The sequence below is a fragment of the Stagnihabitans sp. genome (assembly GCF_964946895.1).
In genome coordinates, this window is the sequence record NZ_CBBQHX010000007.1 from 12,430 (window position 1) to 28,737 (window position 16,308).

The 16,308-nt window shown below is 61.7% G+C and carries 16 protein-coding genes; 7 read left to right on the forward strand and 9 right to left on the reverse strand.

Going from position 1 to position 16,308, the window contains the following annotated elements; translation table 11 throughout:
- The first annotated feature begins 22 nt into the window (after window positions 1-22).
- Together AC1Y2B_RS06195 and AC1Y2B_RS06200 are read left to right on the forward strand one after the other, a co-directional pair.
- A complete protein-coding gene (locus AC1Y2B_RS06195; RefSeq protein WP_482252194.1) occupies window positions 23-352 on the forward strand; it encodes an Hpt domain-containing protein in 330 nt (109 codons plus the stop codon).
- 79 nt (window positions 353-431) lie between these two features.
- The gene (locus AC1Y2B_RS06200) at window positions 432-1,664 is read left to right on the forward strand and encodes an argininosuccinate synthase (protein ID WP_482252195.1); all 1,233 of its coding nucleotides are present in this window, start codon (window positions 432-434) and stop codon (window positions 1,662-1,664) included.
- Window positions 1,665-1,740: 76 nt separating this feature from the next.
- Here the strand turns inward: AC1Y2B_RS06200 and AC1Y2B_RS06205 are convergent, their stop codons facing one another.
- Both AC1Y2B_RS06205 and AC1Y2B_RS06210 read right to left on the reverse strand, forming a co-directional pair.
- Window positions 1,741-2,475: a sulfotransferase-like domain-containing protein gene (locus AC1Y2B_RS06205; protein WP_482252196.1), complete on the reverse strand. Its 735-nt coding sequence runs from the start codon at window positions 2,473-2,475 to the stop codon at window positions 1,741-1,743.
- Between the two features lie 76 nt (window positions 2,476-2,551).
- Window positions 2,552-3,448 carry a D-amino acid aminotransferase gene (locus AC1Y2B_RS06210; RefSeq protein WP_482252197.1) on the reverse strand — a complete coding sequence of 299 codons (897 nt, stop codon included), beginning with the start codon at window positions 3,446-3,448 and terminating at the stop codon, window positions 2,552-2,554.
- Between the two features lie 109 nt (window positions 3,449-3,557).
- On the opposite strand from AC1Y2B_RS06210, the gene mutS reads away from it, so the two are divergent.
- Window positions 3,558-6,140: a DNA mismatch repair protein MutS gene (mutS, locus tag AC1Y2B_RS06215; protein ID WP_482252338.1), complete on the forward strand. Its 2,583-nt coding sequence runs from the start codon at window positions 3,558-3,560 to the stop codon at window positions 6,138-6,140.
- A 40-nt stretch (window positions 6,141-6,180) separates the two neighbouring features.
- Here mutS and AC1Y2B_RS06220 read toward each other — a convergent pair whose 3' ends face one another.
- On the reverse strand, window positions 6,181-6,714 hold the full coding sequence (locus tag AC1Y2B_RS06220; RefSeq protein WP_482252198.1) for a nucleotide exchange factor GrpE: 534 nt from the start codon (window positions 6,712-6,714) through the stop codon (window positions 6,181-6,183).
- Window positions 6,715-6,733: 19 nt separating this feature from the next.
- Complete coding sequence (gene hrcA, locus AC1Y2B_RS06225; protein ID WP_482252199.1) at window positions 6,734-7,804, reverse strand: heat-inducible transcriptional repressor HrcA; 1,071 nt, start codon at window positions 7,802-7,804, stop codon at window positions 6,734-6,736.
- A 105-nt stretch (window positions 7,805-7,909) separates the two neighbouring features.
- On the opposite strand from hrcA, the gene rph reads away from it, so the two are divergent.
- Genes rph through hemW form a run of 4 tightly spaced genes read left to right on the forward strand, consistent with a single transcriptional unit; the run spans window position 7,910 to window position 10,762 of the window.
- Window positions 7,910-8,623: a ribonuclease PH gene (rph, locus tag AC1Y2B_RS06230; RefSeq protein ID WP_482252200.1), complete on the forward strand. Its 714-nt coding sequence runs from the start codon at window positions 7,910-7,912 to the stop codon at window positions 8,621-8,623.
- Window positions 8,623-9,231, forward strand: coding sequence for an RdgB/HAM1 family non-canonical purine NTP pyrophosphatase (rdgB, locus tag AC1Y2B_RS06235; RefSeq protein WP_482252201.1), 609 nt, complete (start codon window positions 8,623-8,625; stop codon window positions 9,229-9,231). The genes rph and rdgB overlap by 1 nt, the downstream gene beginning before the upstream one ends.
- A complete protein-coding gene (locus AC1Y2B_RS06240; RefSeq protein WP_482252202.1) occupies window positions 9,228-9,602 on the forward strand; it encodes a RidA family protein in 375 nt (124 codons plus the stop codon). The genes rdgB and AC1Y2B_RS06240 overlap by 4 nt, the downstream gene beginning before the upstream one ends.
- Window positions 9,603-9,604: 2 nt before the next feature.
- Entirely contained in the window at window positions 9,605-10,762 is a 1,158-nt protein-coding gene (gene hemW, locus AC1Y2B_RS06245; protein ID WP_482252203.1) for a radical SAM family heme chaperone HemW, read from the forward strand.
- An 18-nt stretch (window positions 10,763-10,780) separates the two neighbouring features.
- Here hemW and AC1Y2B_RS06250 read toward each other — a convergent pair whose 3' ends face one another.
- The 5 genes from AC1Y2B_RS06250 to mnmE are packed head-to-tail and all read right to left on the reverse strand — an operon-like array spanning window position 10,781 to window position 16,305.
- Window positions 10,781-11,695: a ParB/RepB/Spo0J family partition protein gene (locus AC1Y2B_RS06250; protein WP_482252204.1), complete on the reverse strand. Its 915-nt coding sequence runs from the start codon at window positions 11,693-11,695 to the stop codon at window positions 10,781-10,783.
- Between the two features lie 3 nt (window positions 11,696-11,698).
- The gene (locus AC1Y2B_RS06255) at window positions 11,699-12,520 is read right to left on the reverse strand and encodes a ParA family protein (RefSeq protein ID WP_482252205.1); all 822 of its coding nucleotides are present in this window, start codon (window positions 12,518-12,520) and stop codon (window positions 11,699-11,701) included.
- Window positions 12,513-13,142 (reverse strand): 16S rRNA (guanine(527)-N(7))-methyltransferase RsmG, encoded by a 630-nt coding sequence (gene rsmG / locus AC1Y2B_RS06260; RefSeq protein WP_482252206.1) that lies wholly within the window; start codon window positions 13,140-13,142, stop codon window positions 12,513-12,515. Before rsmG ends, AC1Y2B_RS06255 begins: the two co-directional genes overlap by 8 nt.
- Entirely contained in the window at window positions 13,139-15,007 is a 1,869-nt protein-coding gene (mnmG, locus tag AC1Y2B_RS06265) for a tRNA uridine-5-carboxymethylaminomethyl(34) synthesis enzyme MnmG (protein ID WP_482252207.1), read from the reverse strand. Before mnmG ends, rsmG begins: the two co-directional genes overlap by 4 nt.
- Before the next feature lie 11 nt (window positions 15,008-15,018).
- A complete protein-coding gene (gene mnmE, locus AC1Y2B_RS06270) occupies window positions 15,019-16,305 on the reverse strand; it encodes a tRNA uridine-5-carboxymethylaminomethyl(34) synthesis GTPase MnmE (RefSeq protein ID WP_482252208.1) in 1,287 nt (428 codons plus the stop codon).
- Window positions 16,306-16,308: the final 3 nt, after the last annotated feature.

Sequence of the window (16,308 nt, forward strand, 5' to 3'; positions counted from 1 at the left end):
AGGGTGAAGTTGGGGAACCGTCATGATTGATTGGGACAGAGTGCGCGAGTTGCGGTCTGAAATCGGGCCCGAGGATTTTGAAGAGGTGGTGAGCCTGTTTCTCGAAGAGGCGGATGAGGCGATTGCGCGGCTTTCGGCAACCAACGGCGCCAAGGCACTGGCCGCTGACCTGCATTTCCTCAAAGGTGCCGCGCTGAACCTTGGCTTCGCCAGCCTATCGGGTCTGTGTCAGGATGGCGAACGGCGGGCCACTGCAGGCGATTTGTCCACCGACCTTGACGCCGTGCGCGCCGCCTATGCCGCCTGTCTGGCAGAGTTTGAGGCCGATGCCGCGCAGGCCTTCGCCGCATAAGGCCTGCGGCACCGATGGTTCTTGTTCCGAAGTGAAAAACTGACTAGACCCCGGTCAGTTTTTCCACTGGGAGCGCCCGATGTCCACCTTCAAACCCAAGAAAGTCGTCCTTGCCTATTCCGGTGGGTTGGACACCTCGATCATCCTGAAATGGCTGCAGACCGAGTATGGCTGCGAGGTGGTGACGTTTACCGCCGACCTCGGCCAAGGCGAAGAATTGGAACCGGCGCGGGCCAAGGCGATCCTGATGGGGATTGCGCCGGAGAATATCCATATCGTGGACGTGCGGGAGGAGTTCGTGCGGGACTTCGTGTTCCCGATGTTCCGCGCCAATGCGCTGTATGAAGGGCTGTATCTGCTGGGCACGTCGATTGCCCGCCCGCTGATTTCGCAGCATCTGGTGCGGATTGCGCATGAGGTTGGCGCCGACGCCGTGGCGCATGGCGCGACGGGCAAGGGCAACGATCAGGTGCGGTTTGAACTTTCGGCCGCTGCTTTGGACCCGGCGATCAAGGTGATTGCGCCGTGGCGGCTGTGGGACCTGACCTCGCGCACCAAGCTGTTGGAATTTGCCGAGAAGAACCAGATTCCGATCGCCAAGGACAAGCGCGGGGAAGCGCCGTTCTCGGTGGATGCGAATTTGTTGCACACGTCGTCTGAGGGTAAGGTTCTGGAGAACCCTGCGGAGGAAGCGCCGGAGTTTGTGTATCAGCGCGTGACGCCGGTCGAGCAGGCGCCGGATGTGGCGGAATATGTCGAGATCACCTTTGCGAAGGGCGATGCGGTTGCCATCAATGGCGAGGCTTTGTCTCCGGCCACGATCCTGACGCGGCTGAATGAAATTGGCGGCAAGCATGGCGTGGGGCTGTTGGATCTGGTGGAAAACCGGTTTGTCGGCATGAAGTCGCGCGGGCTTTATGAGACGCCCGGCGGGACGATCCTGCTGGAGGCGCACCGGGGGATCGAGCAGATCACGCTTGATAGCGGGTCGGGGCACCTGAAGGACTCGATCATGCCGCGCTATGCGGAGTTGATCTACAATGGCTTCTGGTTCTCGCCGGAGCGGGAGATGCTTCAGGCTTTGATCGACAAGAGCCAGGAGCATGTGTCCGGCACGGTGCGGGTCAAGCTGTACAAGGGCTCGGCGCGGACGGTGGCGCGGTGGTCGGATGAGTCGCTGTATTCTGAAAAGCACGTGACGTTTGAAGACGATGCGGGCGCTTACGATCAGAAGGACGCGCAGGGGTTCATCACGTTGAACGGGCTGCGGTTGAAGCTGATCGCGACCCGAAATGCCCGGGTGAAAGGGTAAGATTGCACGCGTGCAATGTGATCTAACCTGTTGATTATGAACGGTATTGGAAAAATCCTTTACCGTTCATTCATTTTTAGCGCAGGGCGAAGGCGGCCAGACGGTCGTAGTAGGGCTGGGCTTCGTCGGCTAGCTTCTGAAATTCAGGCGTGAGGGTCGGCAGCGGGCCTTCGGGTTCATCCAAGCCGGAAGACTGGTGGACGGCGTTGTACCAATGCGGGGCCCAGACGCCGTCGTAGGGTTTGGGGCCGGCGGGCCAGTGGAGCATCTTTTCCGTGAAGGGGATGTTCAGGGCGGCGCAGAGTTTTGTCAGGGTTTCCAGAGGTTTGGCGCGAATGTCGTAGCTGTCTACGACGATGGGCGGCTCTCCGAGCCAGTCGGCGACCTGATGGAACAGGTGGGCTTGCTGAACGTAGCCTATGTCGAGGAGCGTCGGGCTCTCGCGCTTCTTGGAGTAGCTGGCGACGACGCGGGCCGGGTGGCGGATCAGGAAGACGTTGGTCAGGCCCAGCATGAAGCCACGTTCGAACTCGGGGATCATATGGAGGGTCATGTGTTTTTGGTAGAAAAACGATTGGCCGCCCGGGATCTCCCCGAGGCACTGGCTTGCGACTTTAGCGGGGTCGGGTTCGCCGGCGGCAATGACGTCCTCGGTCATCGGGTGCACGATTCCGGAGTGTTTGAGGTAGGCGGCGTAGAAGGGTTCGTCCCAGACGGCGCAGTCGCCACGAGAAGCGAAGGCGTACATCATGGCGGTGGAGAGGTTGCGGGGGCCGCTCCACATGGCGATTTTGCGGGGATCAGGGGTCATGCCGGTCTCTGGTTGAGAGGAAGAGCGGGGGTTTCACACCCCCGCGCCCCCGTGGGATATTTATGAACAAATGAAATCACGCGCCGACGAGGGTTTTGTAGAGGGCGCGGATGCGTTGGGTGACGGGGCCGAGTTCGCCGGTGCCGATCTGGCGGCCGTCGATGCTGCTGACGGGGGTTTGGGCGCCGAAGGTTCCGGTGAGGAAAGCCTCGTCAGCGCCGTAAGTGTCGACCAGCGAGAAGTTGCGCTCGTAAACGGGGATGCCATTCGCTTTGCAGAGGTCGATGACCTTTTGGCGGGTGATGCCGTTCATGCAGTAGTCGCCGGTGGAGGTCCAAACCTCGCCCTTGCGGACGATGAAGAAGTTGCAGGCATTGGTGGTGTTTACGAATCCGTGGACGTCAAGCATCAGCGCCTCGTCTGCGCCGGCTTTTTCGGCGGCGATGCAGGCGAGGATGCAGTTCAGCTTGGAATGGGAGTTCAGTTTGGGGTCTTGCGTCATCGGCAGGCCGCGCATGTGGGGGACTGTTGCCAGACGGATGGGGCGGGGGAGTTTTTGGCGGGAGTGTTCCATGATGATGACCATCGTGGGGCCGCGTTGGGAGAGTTTGGGGTGTTGGAAGGGGCGGGTCTTGACGCCGCGCGTGACCATCAGGCGGGCGTGGGCGTCGGTGGTGAAGCCGTTGGCGGCTTGGGTGTCGAAGATGGCTTGCAGGACTTGTTCGCGGGTCAGGGCGATGTCGAGGTCGATGGCCTTGGCGGCCTCGAACAGGCGGTCGATGTGTTCGTCTAGGAAAGTCCATTTGGTGTTGTAGAGACGGATGCCCTCCCACACGCCGTCGCCGAGCATGAAGCCGGAGTCGTAGACCGAGACGGTGGCTTGGGCTTTGGGGACGATCTGGCCGTTGACGTAGATCAGGATGGATTCGTTGCGGATATCGTCTTCGGCTTGGTGGGTGGAAACGTCGGTCATGGGGGCCTCCTGCATGGGGGCAGGTTAAGGGGGGCTTTCGGGGAAGGGAAGGCTTGGATAGGGTCTTGAGGTTAGCTTGGGGGCCGATGTGCAAGACGACGTGACACCGATGATGGCGCAGTATCTGGAGATCAAGGGGCGCTATCCTGGGGCGCTGTTGTTCTACCGGATGGGCGATTTCTACGAGATGTTCTTTCAGGACGCGGTGGAGGCGTCCGAGGCGCTGGATATTGCTTTGACCAAGCGGGGGACCCATGCCGGGGCGCCGATCCAGATGTGTGGGGTGCCAGTGCATGCAGCGGAAGGGTATCTGCTGGGGCTGATCCGCAAGGGGTTCCGGGTGGCGATTGCGGAACAGATGGAGGACCCGGCGGAGGCGAAGAAGCGCGGGTACAAGTCCGTCGTGAAGCGCGATGTGGTGCGGCTGGTGACCCCGGGGACTTTGACCGAGGACAGCCTGCTGGAGGCGCGGCGGTCGAATTATCTGTGTGCGTTTGCGGAGGTGCGGGACGAGGGGGCTTTGGCCTGGGCGGATATTTCGACGGGCGAGTTCCGGGTGATGGTGTGTCCGCCGGCGCGGTTGGCGGCGGAGCTGGCGCGGCTGGGGCCGAAGGAAGTGCTGGTGTCGGAGAGCCGCGAGGGGGTTTGGGCGGAGGTAGTGCGAGAGGCGGGGGCGGCGATTACGGCGCTGTCGCGCGGAAGTTTTGATAGCGGGTCGGCGGAGGTGCGGGTTTCGGCGCTGTATGGGGTGGCGGGGCTTGCGAGTTTCGGGAGTTTCGGGCGGGCTGAGGTTTCGGCGATGGGGGCCTTGGTCGATTATCTGGAGCTGACGCAGCGGGGGAAGTTGCCGTTGCTCAGGCCTCCGGTGCGGGAGGCGTCGGGTGGGACGGTGCAGATTGATGCGGCGACGCGGCGGAATTTGGAGCTGACGCAGGCTTTGTCAGGGGGCAAGGAAGGGTCCTTGCTGGCGGCGATGGACCGGACGGTGACGGCGGCGGGGGCGCGGTTGCTGGAGGTGCGGTTGAGCAGTCCATCGCGGGACTTGGGGGTGATTGGGGCACGGCTGGAGGGGGTGCGGTGGCTGGTGGACGGGCCTCGGCATGAGTTGCGCAGCGCGTTGCGCATGGTGCCGGATATGGATCGGGCGCTTTCAAGGCTGGCGTTGGAGCGCGGGGGGCCGCGGGATTTGGCGGCTATTCGGGCGGGGTTGGGTCAGGCCTCGCGGATTGAATTGGCGGGGGCGCCGGAAGGATTGGCTTTGGCTTGCGCGGTGTTGCGGGGGCAGGAGGACTTGGTCGATCTGCTGGACCGGGCGTTGGTCGCGGAGCCGCCGCTGTTGGTGCGGGATGGGGGGTATATCGCCTCTGGCCATGACCCGGAGCTGGATGCGACGCGGCGGCTGCGGGATGAAGGGCGGGCGGTTGTCGGGGATATGCAGGCGGAGTTCATCCGGGATACGGGGATTTCCAGCCTGAAGATCAAGCATAACAATGTGTTGGGGTATTTCATCGAGGTGACCTCGGTCCATGCGGAAAAGCTGCTCGGCGGGGGGCGGTTCATCCATCGGCAGACGAATGCGAATGTGATGCGGTTTTCCACCGTTGAGTTAAGCGAGATGGAGACGCGGATTCTCAATGCGGGGAATTTGGCGTTGGAGCAGGAGAAGGCGCATTTTGATGCGCTGCGGGCGGAGGTTCTGGCGCGAGCGGCGGCGATTGCGGCGGCGGCGCGGGGCTTGGCGGAGTTGGATTTGAGCGCGGCGCTGGCGGATCTGGCGGTGGCGGAGGATTGGGTGGCGCCGGTTGTCGATGACTCCCGGGCGTTTGATGTTGTGGCCGGGCGGCATCCCGTGGTGGAGCGGGCGCTGAAGCGGACGGGGACGGCGTTTGTGCCGAATGACTGTCGGCTGACGGAGGGGGGGACTCCGGCGATCTGGCTGCTGACTGGACCGAATATGGCGGGTAAGTCCACGTTTTTGCGGCAAAATGCGGTGATTGCGCTGCTGGCGCAGATGGGGAGTTTTGTGCCAGCGCGCTACGCTCGGGTCGGGTTGGTGAGCCAGTTGTTCAGTCGGGTGGGGGCGGCGGATGACCTCGCAAGGGGGCGGTCGACGTTCATGGTCGAGATGGTGGAGACCGCCGCTATTTTGAATCAGGCGGATGATCGGGCTTTGGTCATTCTGGATGAGATTGGGCGCGGGACGGCGACGTATGACGGGTTGTCGATTGCCTGGGCGACGTTGGAGAACCTGCACGATGTGAACCGCTGCCGGGCGCTGTTTGCCACGCATTATCATGAGATGACAGCCTTGGCGGGCAAGCTGAAGGGGGTGAAGAACGCCACGGTGACGGTCAAGGAATGGGAGGGGGATGTGATCTTCCTGCATGAGGTGCGGGAAGGGGCGGCGGACCGGAGTTACGGGGTGCAGGTGGCACGGCTGGCGGGTCTGCCACATGCGGTGGTGGAGCGGGCCAAGGTTGTGCTGGAGGCGCTGGAGAAGGGCGACCGGGAGCGGCCAGGGCAGAGGGCGCTGATCGACGACTTGCCGCTGTTTCGGGCGGTGAGGCCGGAGCCTGTGGTGCGGGTGGCGCCCTCATCCGTGGAGACGCGCTTGTGCGAGATCAGCCCTGATGATCTGTCGCCGAAGGAGGCGTTGCAGTTGATTTATGAGCTGAAGGGATTGGTCAGGTAGGGTGGGGTTGTAACCCCACCCTACGTCCGTCCCCGTGCGGTCAGCCTTGGGTGTTGGATGAGACACCGACTTGCGCGGGGCGCAGGAGACGGTCGTGCAACATGAAACCCTCGGTCATCACCTGAATGATCGTGCCGGCTTTGGTGCCGGGCAGGGGGGCTTCAAACATCGCTTGCATGGTTTGGGCGTCGAAGGCGTCGCCGTTTTGCGGGGTGATGGGCTTGACGCCGTGTTTGGTCATCACAGAAGTCAGTTCGCGCAGGGTGAGGTCGACACCTTCGAGGAGGGCGGCAGCGGGGGCCTTGAGATCTTCCGGCACGGCGAGAAGGGCGCGCTTGAGGTTGTCGTAGACGGGCAGAAGATCGCGGGCCAGACGGGTGGAGCCGTATTGCTCGGCCTCGCGGCGGTCGCGTTCGCTGCGCTTGCGGGCATTTTCCGCATCCGCCAGGGCGCGCATGTAACGGTCGCGCATCTCTTCCTTCTCGGCCTTGGCGGCGGCGAGTTCTTCGCTTTCCATGAAGGTTTCAAGCTCTTTCAGGTCGATCTCTTCAGGACCGGATTTGTCGTCTGCCATGTCATTCACCCTTTTTAGTTCAGCCTTTGCCCCGTCCGGAGACCATACGGCCCACCAGTTGGGCGGTATAATCCACGATCGGGACGATCCGCCCGTAGTTCAGACGGGTCGGGCCGATGACGCCGATGGCGCCAATGATCTTACGGTCGGTGTTCATATAGGGAGAAACCACGAGAGTGGAACCCGAAAGTGAGAAAAGCTTGTTCTCAGACCCGATAAAAATGCGGACACCTTCGCCGGTTTCCGTCATTTCCAGAAAATCGGCGATATCGCGCTTGCGTTCCAGGTCATCGAACAGGGTGCGGATGCGGTCGAGGTTGAGGGATTCGGGGTCGGATTCGATCAGGTTGGCTTGGCCCCGGACAATGAGACGCTCGCCGCGTTCGCCAGCGTTTTCCCAGAGGGCGAGGCCGTTCTCGACGAGGTTCTGTGCGAGGACGTCAATCTGCTGGCGGTTCTGGGCGATTTGCGCGGCAATCAGCGGGCGAAGTTCCGACAGGCGGCGGCCTTCGGCGATGGCGTTGAGGAAATTCGCCGCCTCTCGCATGGAAGACGGGGTTTGGCCGGGGGGAGGGGTGAAGACGCGGTTTTCAACATGGCCGTCGACGAAGACGAGGACGACGAGGGCGCGTTCGGGGGAAAGGCTGACGAACTCGATATGGCGGATGGCGGTTTCTTGTTTGGGGGCAAGCACCAGTGAGGCGGAACGGGTGATGCCGGAAAGCGCGGCACCGACATGGTCGAGGAGGGAGGTGACGTCAGGCTCATCCCGCTCGACCGAGGATTCGATCTTGGCCCGGTCAGCGGAATCGATCGTGCCGACCTCCATCAGGCCGTCAACGAACATGCGCAGACCCAGTTGGGTGGGGATGCGGCCGGCGGAGACATGGGGGCTGTCGAGCAAGCCGAGGTATTCCAGATCCTGCATTGTGTTGCGGATCGTGGCGGCGGAAAGCTTCTCGGTCATCGAGCGGGTGAGGGTGCGGGACCCAACGGGGTCACCGGAGGACAGGTAGGATTCGACCACGCGGCGGAAAACCTCGCGGGAGCGGTCATTCATCTCGGTCAGGAGGGAGGGTTTGTCTGCCATGCCCCCATTTAGGGACGCGAGCGCCGGGGCGTCAATCGGGGTTGCGTCGTGGGCGCGCTGCGTCATATCTGGCTTTTAGATACTGATGCAGCAAAAGGTGCTAACATGCGTCCCTCTGGCCGGAAATTGGATGAATTGCGGGCGGTTTCGATAGAAGCCGGGGTGATGAAACACGCGGAAGGGTCTTGCCTGATCAAGATGGGCGAAACGCATGTCCTGTGTTCGGCCACCATCGAGGACAAGGCGCCGAGCTTCCTGAAGGGCACAGGTCTGGGCTGGGTGACGGCGGAATATGGGATGCTGCCGCGCGCAACCAATAGCCGGACCAAGCGGGAGGCCGCGATGGGCAAGCAATCCGGGCGGACGCAAGAGATTCAGCGGCTGATCGGGCGGGCCTTGCGGGCCGGCGTGGACCGTTCGGCCTTGGGGGAGCGGCAGATCGTGGTGGATTGCGATGTGATCCAAGCGGATGGCGGGACGCGGTGCGCCTCGATCACCGGGGGATGGGTGGCGTTGCGACTGGCGATGAACAAATTGCTGAAGGCAGGTACGATCATCAGCGATCCGATGATTGACCATGTCGCCGCGGTGTCGTGCGGGGTCTATGCCGGGCAAGAGGTCTTGGATCTGGATTACGCGGAAGACTCGGTGGCTGGGACGGATGGGAATTTCGTCATCACCGGGCGAGGGCGCATGATTGAGGTTCAGATGTCGGCCGAGGGGGCGACGTTCTCTCGCGATGAGATGGGCAAACTGCTGGATCTGGCGGAAGCCGGGGTCAAGGCCTTGGTCGCAGCGCAGAAGGTGGCGGTGGGCTGATGCGGATTCTGGCGGGAGAAAAACTGCTGGTTGCCACCGGAAACAAGGGCAAGATGGCGGAGATTTCGGCTCTGTTATCGCCTTTCGGCGTATCGGTCTTGGGTTTGGCTGCGTTTGGTCTGGCGGAGCCGGAAGAGACCGAGCGGAGCTTTGCAGGCAATGCGTTGCTGAAAGCGCGGGCCGGGGCCAAGGGATCAGGGCTGCTGACCTTGGCGGATGACTCTGGGCTTATGGTGGACGCCTTGGGCGGGGCGCCGGGGATTTATACGGCAGATTGGGCGGAGGGCGCCAAGGGCCGCGATTTCGGCCGGGCCATGGAAAAGACGTGGGGACTGCTGCAGGGGGTAGCGGCCAAAGCACCCCGGACGGCAGAGTTTTGCTGCACGTTGGCACTGGTGCGGCCTGACGGGGAAGAGCGGGTGTTTGAAGGGCGTGTGGCGGGGCAGATTGTCTGGCCGCGACGCGGCACCCTTGGCCACGGCTATGATCCGATCTTTGTGCCCAATGGCTATGAACAGACCTTTGGCGAAATGGACGAAGCGATCAAGAACAAGATCAGCCATCGCGCTGATGCGTTTGGCCAACTGATGAAGGAATGTTTCACGTGAAACACATCTCTACCGGATCACCATTCGAGGCGACGATGGGATACAGCCGCGCCGTTGTAAAAGGCGGGTGGTGCTTTGTCTCAGGTGTCACGGGCTATGACTATGCAACGATGACGATGCCTGAGACGATTGCCGACCAGGCACGGAACTGCTTTTCAACGATTTCCGGTGTTTTAGCGCAAGGTGGCTTTGACGTGGCCGACATCGTGCGCGTGCAGTATACGGTGACCGACGCGGCTTTGGTGGAGGCCCTGGTGCCGGTTCTGGGTGCCGCACTTGGCGAGATCAGGCCGGCAGCGACAATGGTGATTGCAGGACTGATCCGGCCGGAGATGAAAGTCGAAATCGAAGTTACGGCCTTCAAGGGGTGATGATGGAAGATTGGCGGAGCGGTGGCTTTGGACTGTATCTGCATTGGCCATTTTGCCAATCGAAGTGCCCTTACTGTGACTTCAACAGCCACGTGGCCGCCCATATCGACCAAACGCGGTGGCAGGCGGCCTACTTGGCGGAGATTGCCCGGGTTGGAGCCGAGACCCGGGGGCGCGTTCTGAACTCGGTCTTCTTTGGCGGGGGGACGCCGTCTTTGATGGACCCGGCGCTGGTTGCTGGAATTCTGGAAGCGGTGCGCGCGACATGGACGCTGGCCAATGATATCGAGATCACGATGGAAGCCAATCCCAGCTCGGTGGAAGCCGGGCGGTTTGCCGGCTATCGCGATGCCGGGGTCAATCGCGTTTCGATCGGGATGCAGGCGCTGAACGACAATGACCTGCGCAAACTTGGCCGCATGCACAGCGTTGCCGAAGCTAAGGCGGCTTACGGAATTGCGCGCCATACCTTTGACCGGGTGAGTTTCGATCTGATCTACTCCCGTCAGGATCAAAGCGAGGCGGCGTGGCGCATTGAATTGCGCGAGGCGCTGGCGATGGAACCGACGCATCTGTCCTTGTACCAGTTGACGATCGAGGACGGGACGGTTTTCGGTGCACGTCATGCCTTGGGCCAATTGCGCGGGTTGCCCGATGAGGATTTGTCTTCGGACATGTATCTGATGACGCAAGAGATGTGCGAGGCTGCGGGGTTGCCGGCCTACGAAGTCTCTAACCATGCAAAATCGGGACAGGAGTCGCGGCACAATCTGATCTATTGGCGGCTGGGCGACTATGCCGGGATCGGGCCCGGCGCGCATGGACGGCTGACGCTGGACGGCGTGCGATGGGCCACCGAAGCCCCAAAACAGCCGGGAGCTTGGCTGGAAGCGGTGGAGCGCCGGCGGCCTGGCGAGTTGCCACGCAGCACAAGCATCGCGGCGGACCAAGCGGCTGAATATTTGCTGATGTCGCTGCGGCTTGGTGAGGGAAGCGACATGGCACGGTTTCGCGCCATGTCCGGTCGGGAATTGCCAGCCGCAAAATTGGCTGAGTTGGTCGACGACGGCTTCCTGACAATCAACGGGCCAAGGGTGAGCACCACGACGGCAGGGCGCTTGCTGCTGAATGCGATCTTGCGTGAACTGCTGGTCGACTGAACGTCCCGAGCCGATTGGTCAGAACGTCCGGTCTGGCATCATATCGCGCGGGATCTTCGACAGCACATCGCAAAGCAGATCAAGATCCTCAAGCGTGCGATAGCTGATGCTGAGAACGCCACCCTCATCCACGCCGCGATGGTCGATCCGGACCACCATACGCAGATTGGCTGACAGATCGGCCTCGATGGCGCGGGTGTCGGCGTCTTTCTCCGACCGGGCACCGCTGCTGCGCGGTTGCTTGGTGCCGACCGTCTTCGCCAGCTTTTCAGTCTCTCGCACGGAAAGGCCGCGACGGACCACTTGCGCGGCCAGAACGGCGGGGTTGGGTGCCGTGATCAACGCGCGGGCGTGGCCCGAGGTGAGATCGCCCTTGCGCAGCATGTCTTGCACGGAATCGGGCAAGGTCAGCAGGCGCAGAAGGTTGGTGACATGGCTGCGGCTGCGCGACATGGCCTCGGCAAGCTTTTCTTGCGTATGACCGAACCGCTCAATCAATTGACGATAGGCCATGGCCTCTTCGATTGGGTTGAGATCCTCGCGCTGAATATTCTCGATGATGGCGATTTCGAGCACTTCCACATCGGTGAACTCGCGCACAACAATCGGAACCTCGTGCAGACCCGCAAGCTGCGCGGCACGCCAGCGCCGTTCGCCGGCGACAATTTCAAACTGGCCCTCAACCCCGATAGCCCGCACGATCAGGGGCTGGACGATGCCCTTCTGGCGGATCGATTGCGCCAGTTGTTCCAAAGCCTCCGCGCCGAATTCCCGGCGCGGTTGGTTCGGGTTGGGTTGGATCCGCTCCACCGGCAAGACTTGTGTCACGCGCGGCGGTTCGGGGCTGTCACCGGCGGGTTCGGACATGTTGATGTCTGCAAGCAGCGATGAAAGCCCCCGGCCCAATCCGCGACGGTCCAATTTCTTTTCCATGGCTCAGGCCTTCTGTTTTGGTGTCTTGAGGGGATGGCGGGCCAAAATCTCTGCCGAGAGATTGCGATAGGCGTCGCTGCCCTTGGAAGCGCTGTCATATTGCAAAACGGGCAATGCGAAGGACGGCGCCTCGCTGAGCCGGACGTTGCGGGGCACGACGGTCTTGAACACAAGATCGCCCAGCGTCGCCCTCGCGTCAGTTTCGACCTGCTGGCTCAATCGATTGCGGCCATCGTACATGGTGATCACCACGCCTTCGATACGCAGGTTCGGATTGGCTGTCGTGCGAATTTTGCGAATGGTGAGCATGAGTTGCGAAAGCCCCTCCAACGCGAAGAATTCCGCCTGAAGCGGGATGAGGGCGGATTGTGCGGCCACCAAGGCGTTCACCGTCAGCAGGCTCAGCGAAGGCGGACAATCGATCAGGATAAAATCGAAGCCAAGATGCTCGGCCGCGGGTTGCCGAAGCGCGTCATGCAGCAGGTAGATGCGCTTCTCGTTCGCCACAAGGTCGATGTCGGCGGAGGCAAGATCCGAATTGGCAGGGCAAATCATCAGGTTTGGAATCGAGGTGGCCTGGATGACTTCGGAAATCGGCCGCTCTTCGATCAGCAGGTCATAGGTGGTGGCGCGACGCGATTCTGCGGCAATGCCGAGGCCGGTGGAGGCATTGCCCTGCGGATCCAGATCAATCAGAAGCACTTTCGCACCAAGGCCGACCAAACCCGCCGCCAGGTTAATGGCAGTCGTCGTCTTGCCCACGCCGCCTTTCTGGTTCGTGATGGCGATGATGCGGGGCGCATGGTCACGGCTGAAATCATGCATGGTGAAGGTTCTTCATGATGACGATGCGTCCCGCGGGGTCCGTCTGGCTTTGCAACAAGGTTGCGTCAAATTTCCAGTCGCGCCGGGCCGCCGCCACTTCGGATTCGGCTTGCGCGCCCTTGGGGAAGATCGCGACACCGTCCGATTTCAGATGACGCTGGGCCAACGGACAAAGTTCTGACAGCGAAGAAAGCGCCCGGGCGGACAGAACATCGGCATTCAACGGGTCCAGCCCCTCAGCTCGTTGGCTAAGGAGCATGATCTGCAGATCCAGCAATCGGGCCGCCTGCATGAGAAATGCCGACTTCCGCTTGTCTGATTCAACCAAGGTCACCCGCAGATTTGGCAATTTGCTCTTCGCAAGCAGAGCAACAACAATGCCGGGAAAGCCAGCACCGCTGCCCAGATCCACCCAGAGTCTTGCATCATTCGGGCAAGATGCGAAAAGTTGCGCAGAGTCCAGCACGTGCCGCTCCCATGCGAGGGGCAGCGTGCCCTTGGCAATCAGATTGATCGCCGGTTGCCACTTCTCAACCAAGGCAAGGAACACCTCAAGCTGTGCCAATGTTTCACGTGAAACATCGAGCCATGACGGGGTTTCTCCCCTGCTCCGCGCTGTCATTGACCGACCGCCCGGGCGTGCGCGGTCTTCCGGCAATGCGCCAGGATCAGAAGCAGAGCAGCGGGAGTCATGCCCTCAATCCGTTCGGCTTCTGCCAGGTTCGTCGGCTTTCGGCGCTGTAACTTGGCGACGAGTTCATTCGACAAGCCAGGAAGCCCCGAAAACTCAAGCTCAGGAGGAATGCTGACCAATTCATTGCGATGTAGCGTTTGTGCTTCAGCGTCCTGACGATGGAGGTACTGCGCATAAAGCGCGTCGCGCCAGACTTGCGTTCGGGTGCCCGGGTCAATCTCGGCGCAGCGCGGTTCCAGTTGCGCGATGTGATCCCAGCTTGCGTCAGGTCCTGCCAAGACTTGCAGCAGGTTCCGGCGCGCACCATCCCGGCTTGCCGGCAGGCCAACCGCGATAAGTTCCTGGGGAGCACAGTTGCGGTCCGCCAGTATGGCGTTCGCGGCATCAAGGCGGCTCATCTTTTCGGCAAAGAACGTCGCGCGGCCCGGCCCGACGAGACCGGCTTCGACACCCTTCAGAGTCAAGCGTTGGTCAGCGTTGTCGGCCCGCAGATGCAGACGGAATTCCGCGCGAGACGTGAACATCCGGTAAGGCTCTGTCACGCCACGCGAAATCAGGTCGTCCAGCATTACGCCGATGTAACTGTCCGTTCGCGAAAACATCACAGGCGCACGGCCCAAAACTGTGGCAGCCGCGTTGGCGCCGGCAGCCAACCCCTGGGCCGCGGCCTCTTCGTATCCGGTGGTACCATTGATCTGACCCGCGAAGAACAGCCCCGGCACGCGGCTTTCCAAAGTTGGGCGCAACTCGGACGGATCGAAGTAATCATATTCGATTGCGTAGCCGGGCTGCAGGATATCCACCTGTTCCAAGCCCTTTATGCTGCGCACATATTCAAACTGGACCTCGGCCGGAAGCGATGTGGAAATGCCGTTCGGGTAGACGGTATGATCATCAAGTCCCTCAGGCTCCAGAAAAATTTGGTGACCGGTCTTGTCGGCGAAGCGCACAACCTTGTCTTCGATGGACGGGCAATATCGCGGCCCGACGCCCTCGATATGTCCGCCATACATCGCCGAACGCCCCAAATTCGCACGCACAATGTCGTGCGTCCGCTCATTGGTGTGCGTGATGCCGCAGGCCACCTGCCGCACGGCTGGGGACGAGCTGCGAAAAGACAGCATGACCGGATCCTCATCACCCGGCTGCGTCTCCAGTCCAGACCAGTCGATGGTCCGGCCGTCAAGGCGCGGCGGTGTCCCGGTCTTTAGCCTACCCCGCTTCAGACCAAAGCTGCCAAGCCGGTCGCCAAGACGAACGGAGGCGACATCGCCCTCTCGCCCTCCGGATCGGCGGCGATCCCCAACGTGAATGATACCGTTCAGGAAGGTACCTGCCGTCAGAACCACAGCCCCCGCCGAAAGGCGCGTTCCGTCCAGAAGATCAACTCCAGTGATTCGTCCACCCGGGCCTTCAATCAGATCGACAACTTCCCCTTCGACAATTTGCAAACCCGCTTGCGTCGCCAACAATGACTGCACCGCCTCGCGGTACAACTTGCGGTCGGCCTGCGTACGTGGGCCTTGAACGGCCGGACCTTTGCGACGGTTCAACAAGCGGAACTGTATGCCCGAGGCATCCGCTGCCAAACCCATGATGCCATCCAAGGCATCGACTTCGCGCACCAGATGACCCTTGCCCAAGCCACCAATGGCAGGGTTGCACGACATCACGCCGATACGGTCTTTGCGCATCGACACCAGGGCTGTACGTGCCCCCATCCGCGCCGAGGCAGCCGCCGCTTCCGCGCCTGCATGCCCGCCCCCGATTACGACCACATCGAAATGTTTCACGTGAAACATCCTCACTTGCCTATACAAAAACTGGCGAATATTTCGTCCAGCAGATTTTCTACATCCAGGCGGCCCACAAGCATATCAAGGGCCCGCATCGCCTGCCTCAGTTCCGCCGCGACCAGCTCAGCCGCGCCTCCCGGCCTCTGTAGCTGACTTCTCGCCGATTCCAAAGCCTCAACGGCACGCAACATTGCAACCCTGTGCCGCTCTCGTGTCATAGCACCGGCTGACGCTGCCATCTTCTCCAAACGGTCCGAGATTCGGTCGATCAGCGCATCGATTCCCTGCCCCGTCCGACCGGAAATCGCGTCCGGCGAACCAGGATGCAGGTCTGCCTTGCCCAAGACCACAATATCGTCAGGCTGCGGCGTCAAGAGCAGCTCTTCGCCCGGATGCGACAGAAGAAAGACGCGAAGCTCGGCAGCCCGGGCCCGTTCAAGCGCCCGCGCGACCCCAATCTGCTCAACCAGATCAGAGGTTTCGCGCAAACCCGCCGTGTCCAACAGCGTGACGGCCAGCCCCGCAAGGTCCATCCGGACCTCAATCACATCCCGCGTCGTCCCCGCCACTTCAGAGGTGATTGCCGCCTCGCGGCCTGCTAACGCATTGAGAAGCGTGGATTTTCCGGCATTTGGCACGCCAATGATCGCCACCTCGAAACCATCACGCACACGCTCTGCAGCGCCGGTTCCGGCAATCTCGCGCTGCAGATCGGCTGCCAAGTCGTCGATCAACTGCAAGACCTCTGGTGTCACATCAACAGGAACATCTTCGTCAGCGAAATCGATCGTCGCCTCAATCAACGCTCCGGCGCGGATCAAATTCTTCCGCCATCCTTCCGCACGGCGCCCGATCGCACCCGACAAAACGCGCATGGCCTGACGGCGCTGAGCCTCCGTCTCGGCATCAATCAGGTCAGCAAGGCCTTCAACCTGCGCCAGATCCAGACGACCGTTTTCCAGTGCTCTCCGGGTGAATTCTCCGGCCTCGGCCAATCGAAGTCCGGGTATCTCGGCCAGGGCCCGCGTCACGGCCTTCAGGACAGCCTGGCTACCGTGCACCTGCAATTCGGCGGCGCATTCGCCAGTAAAGCTTGCACCGGCGTCAAAGGTCAGGACCAAGGCTTCGTCAAGCACCTCATCGCGCCACACCAGCCTCCGCAAGGCGGCACGTCTGGTCTGAGGCGGATGGCACAGCGCGGCCACTGCCTCATGCGCTGCTGGCCCCGAAATACGGAACACCGCCACACCCGCTTTGCCCCGTGCCGAGGCCAGGGCAAAGATCGTGTCGCCCATGTC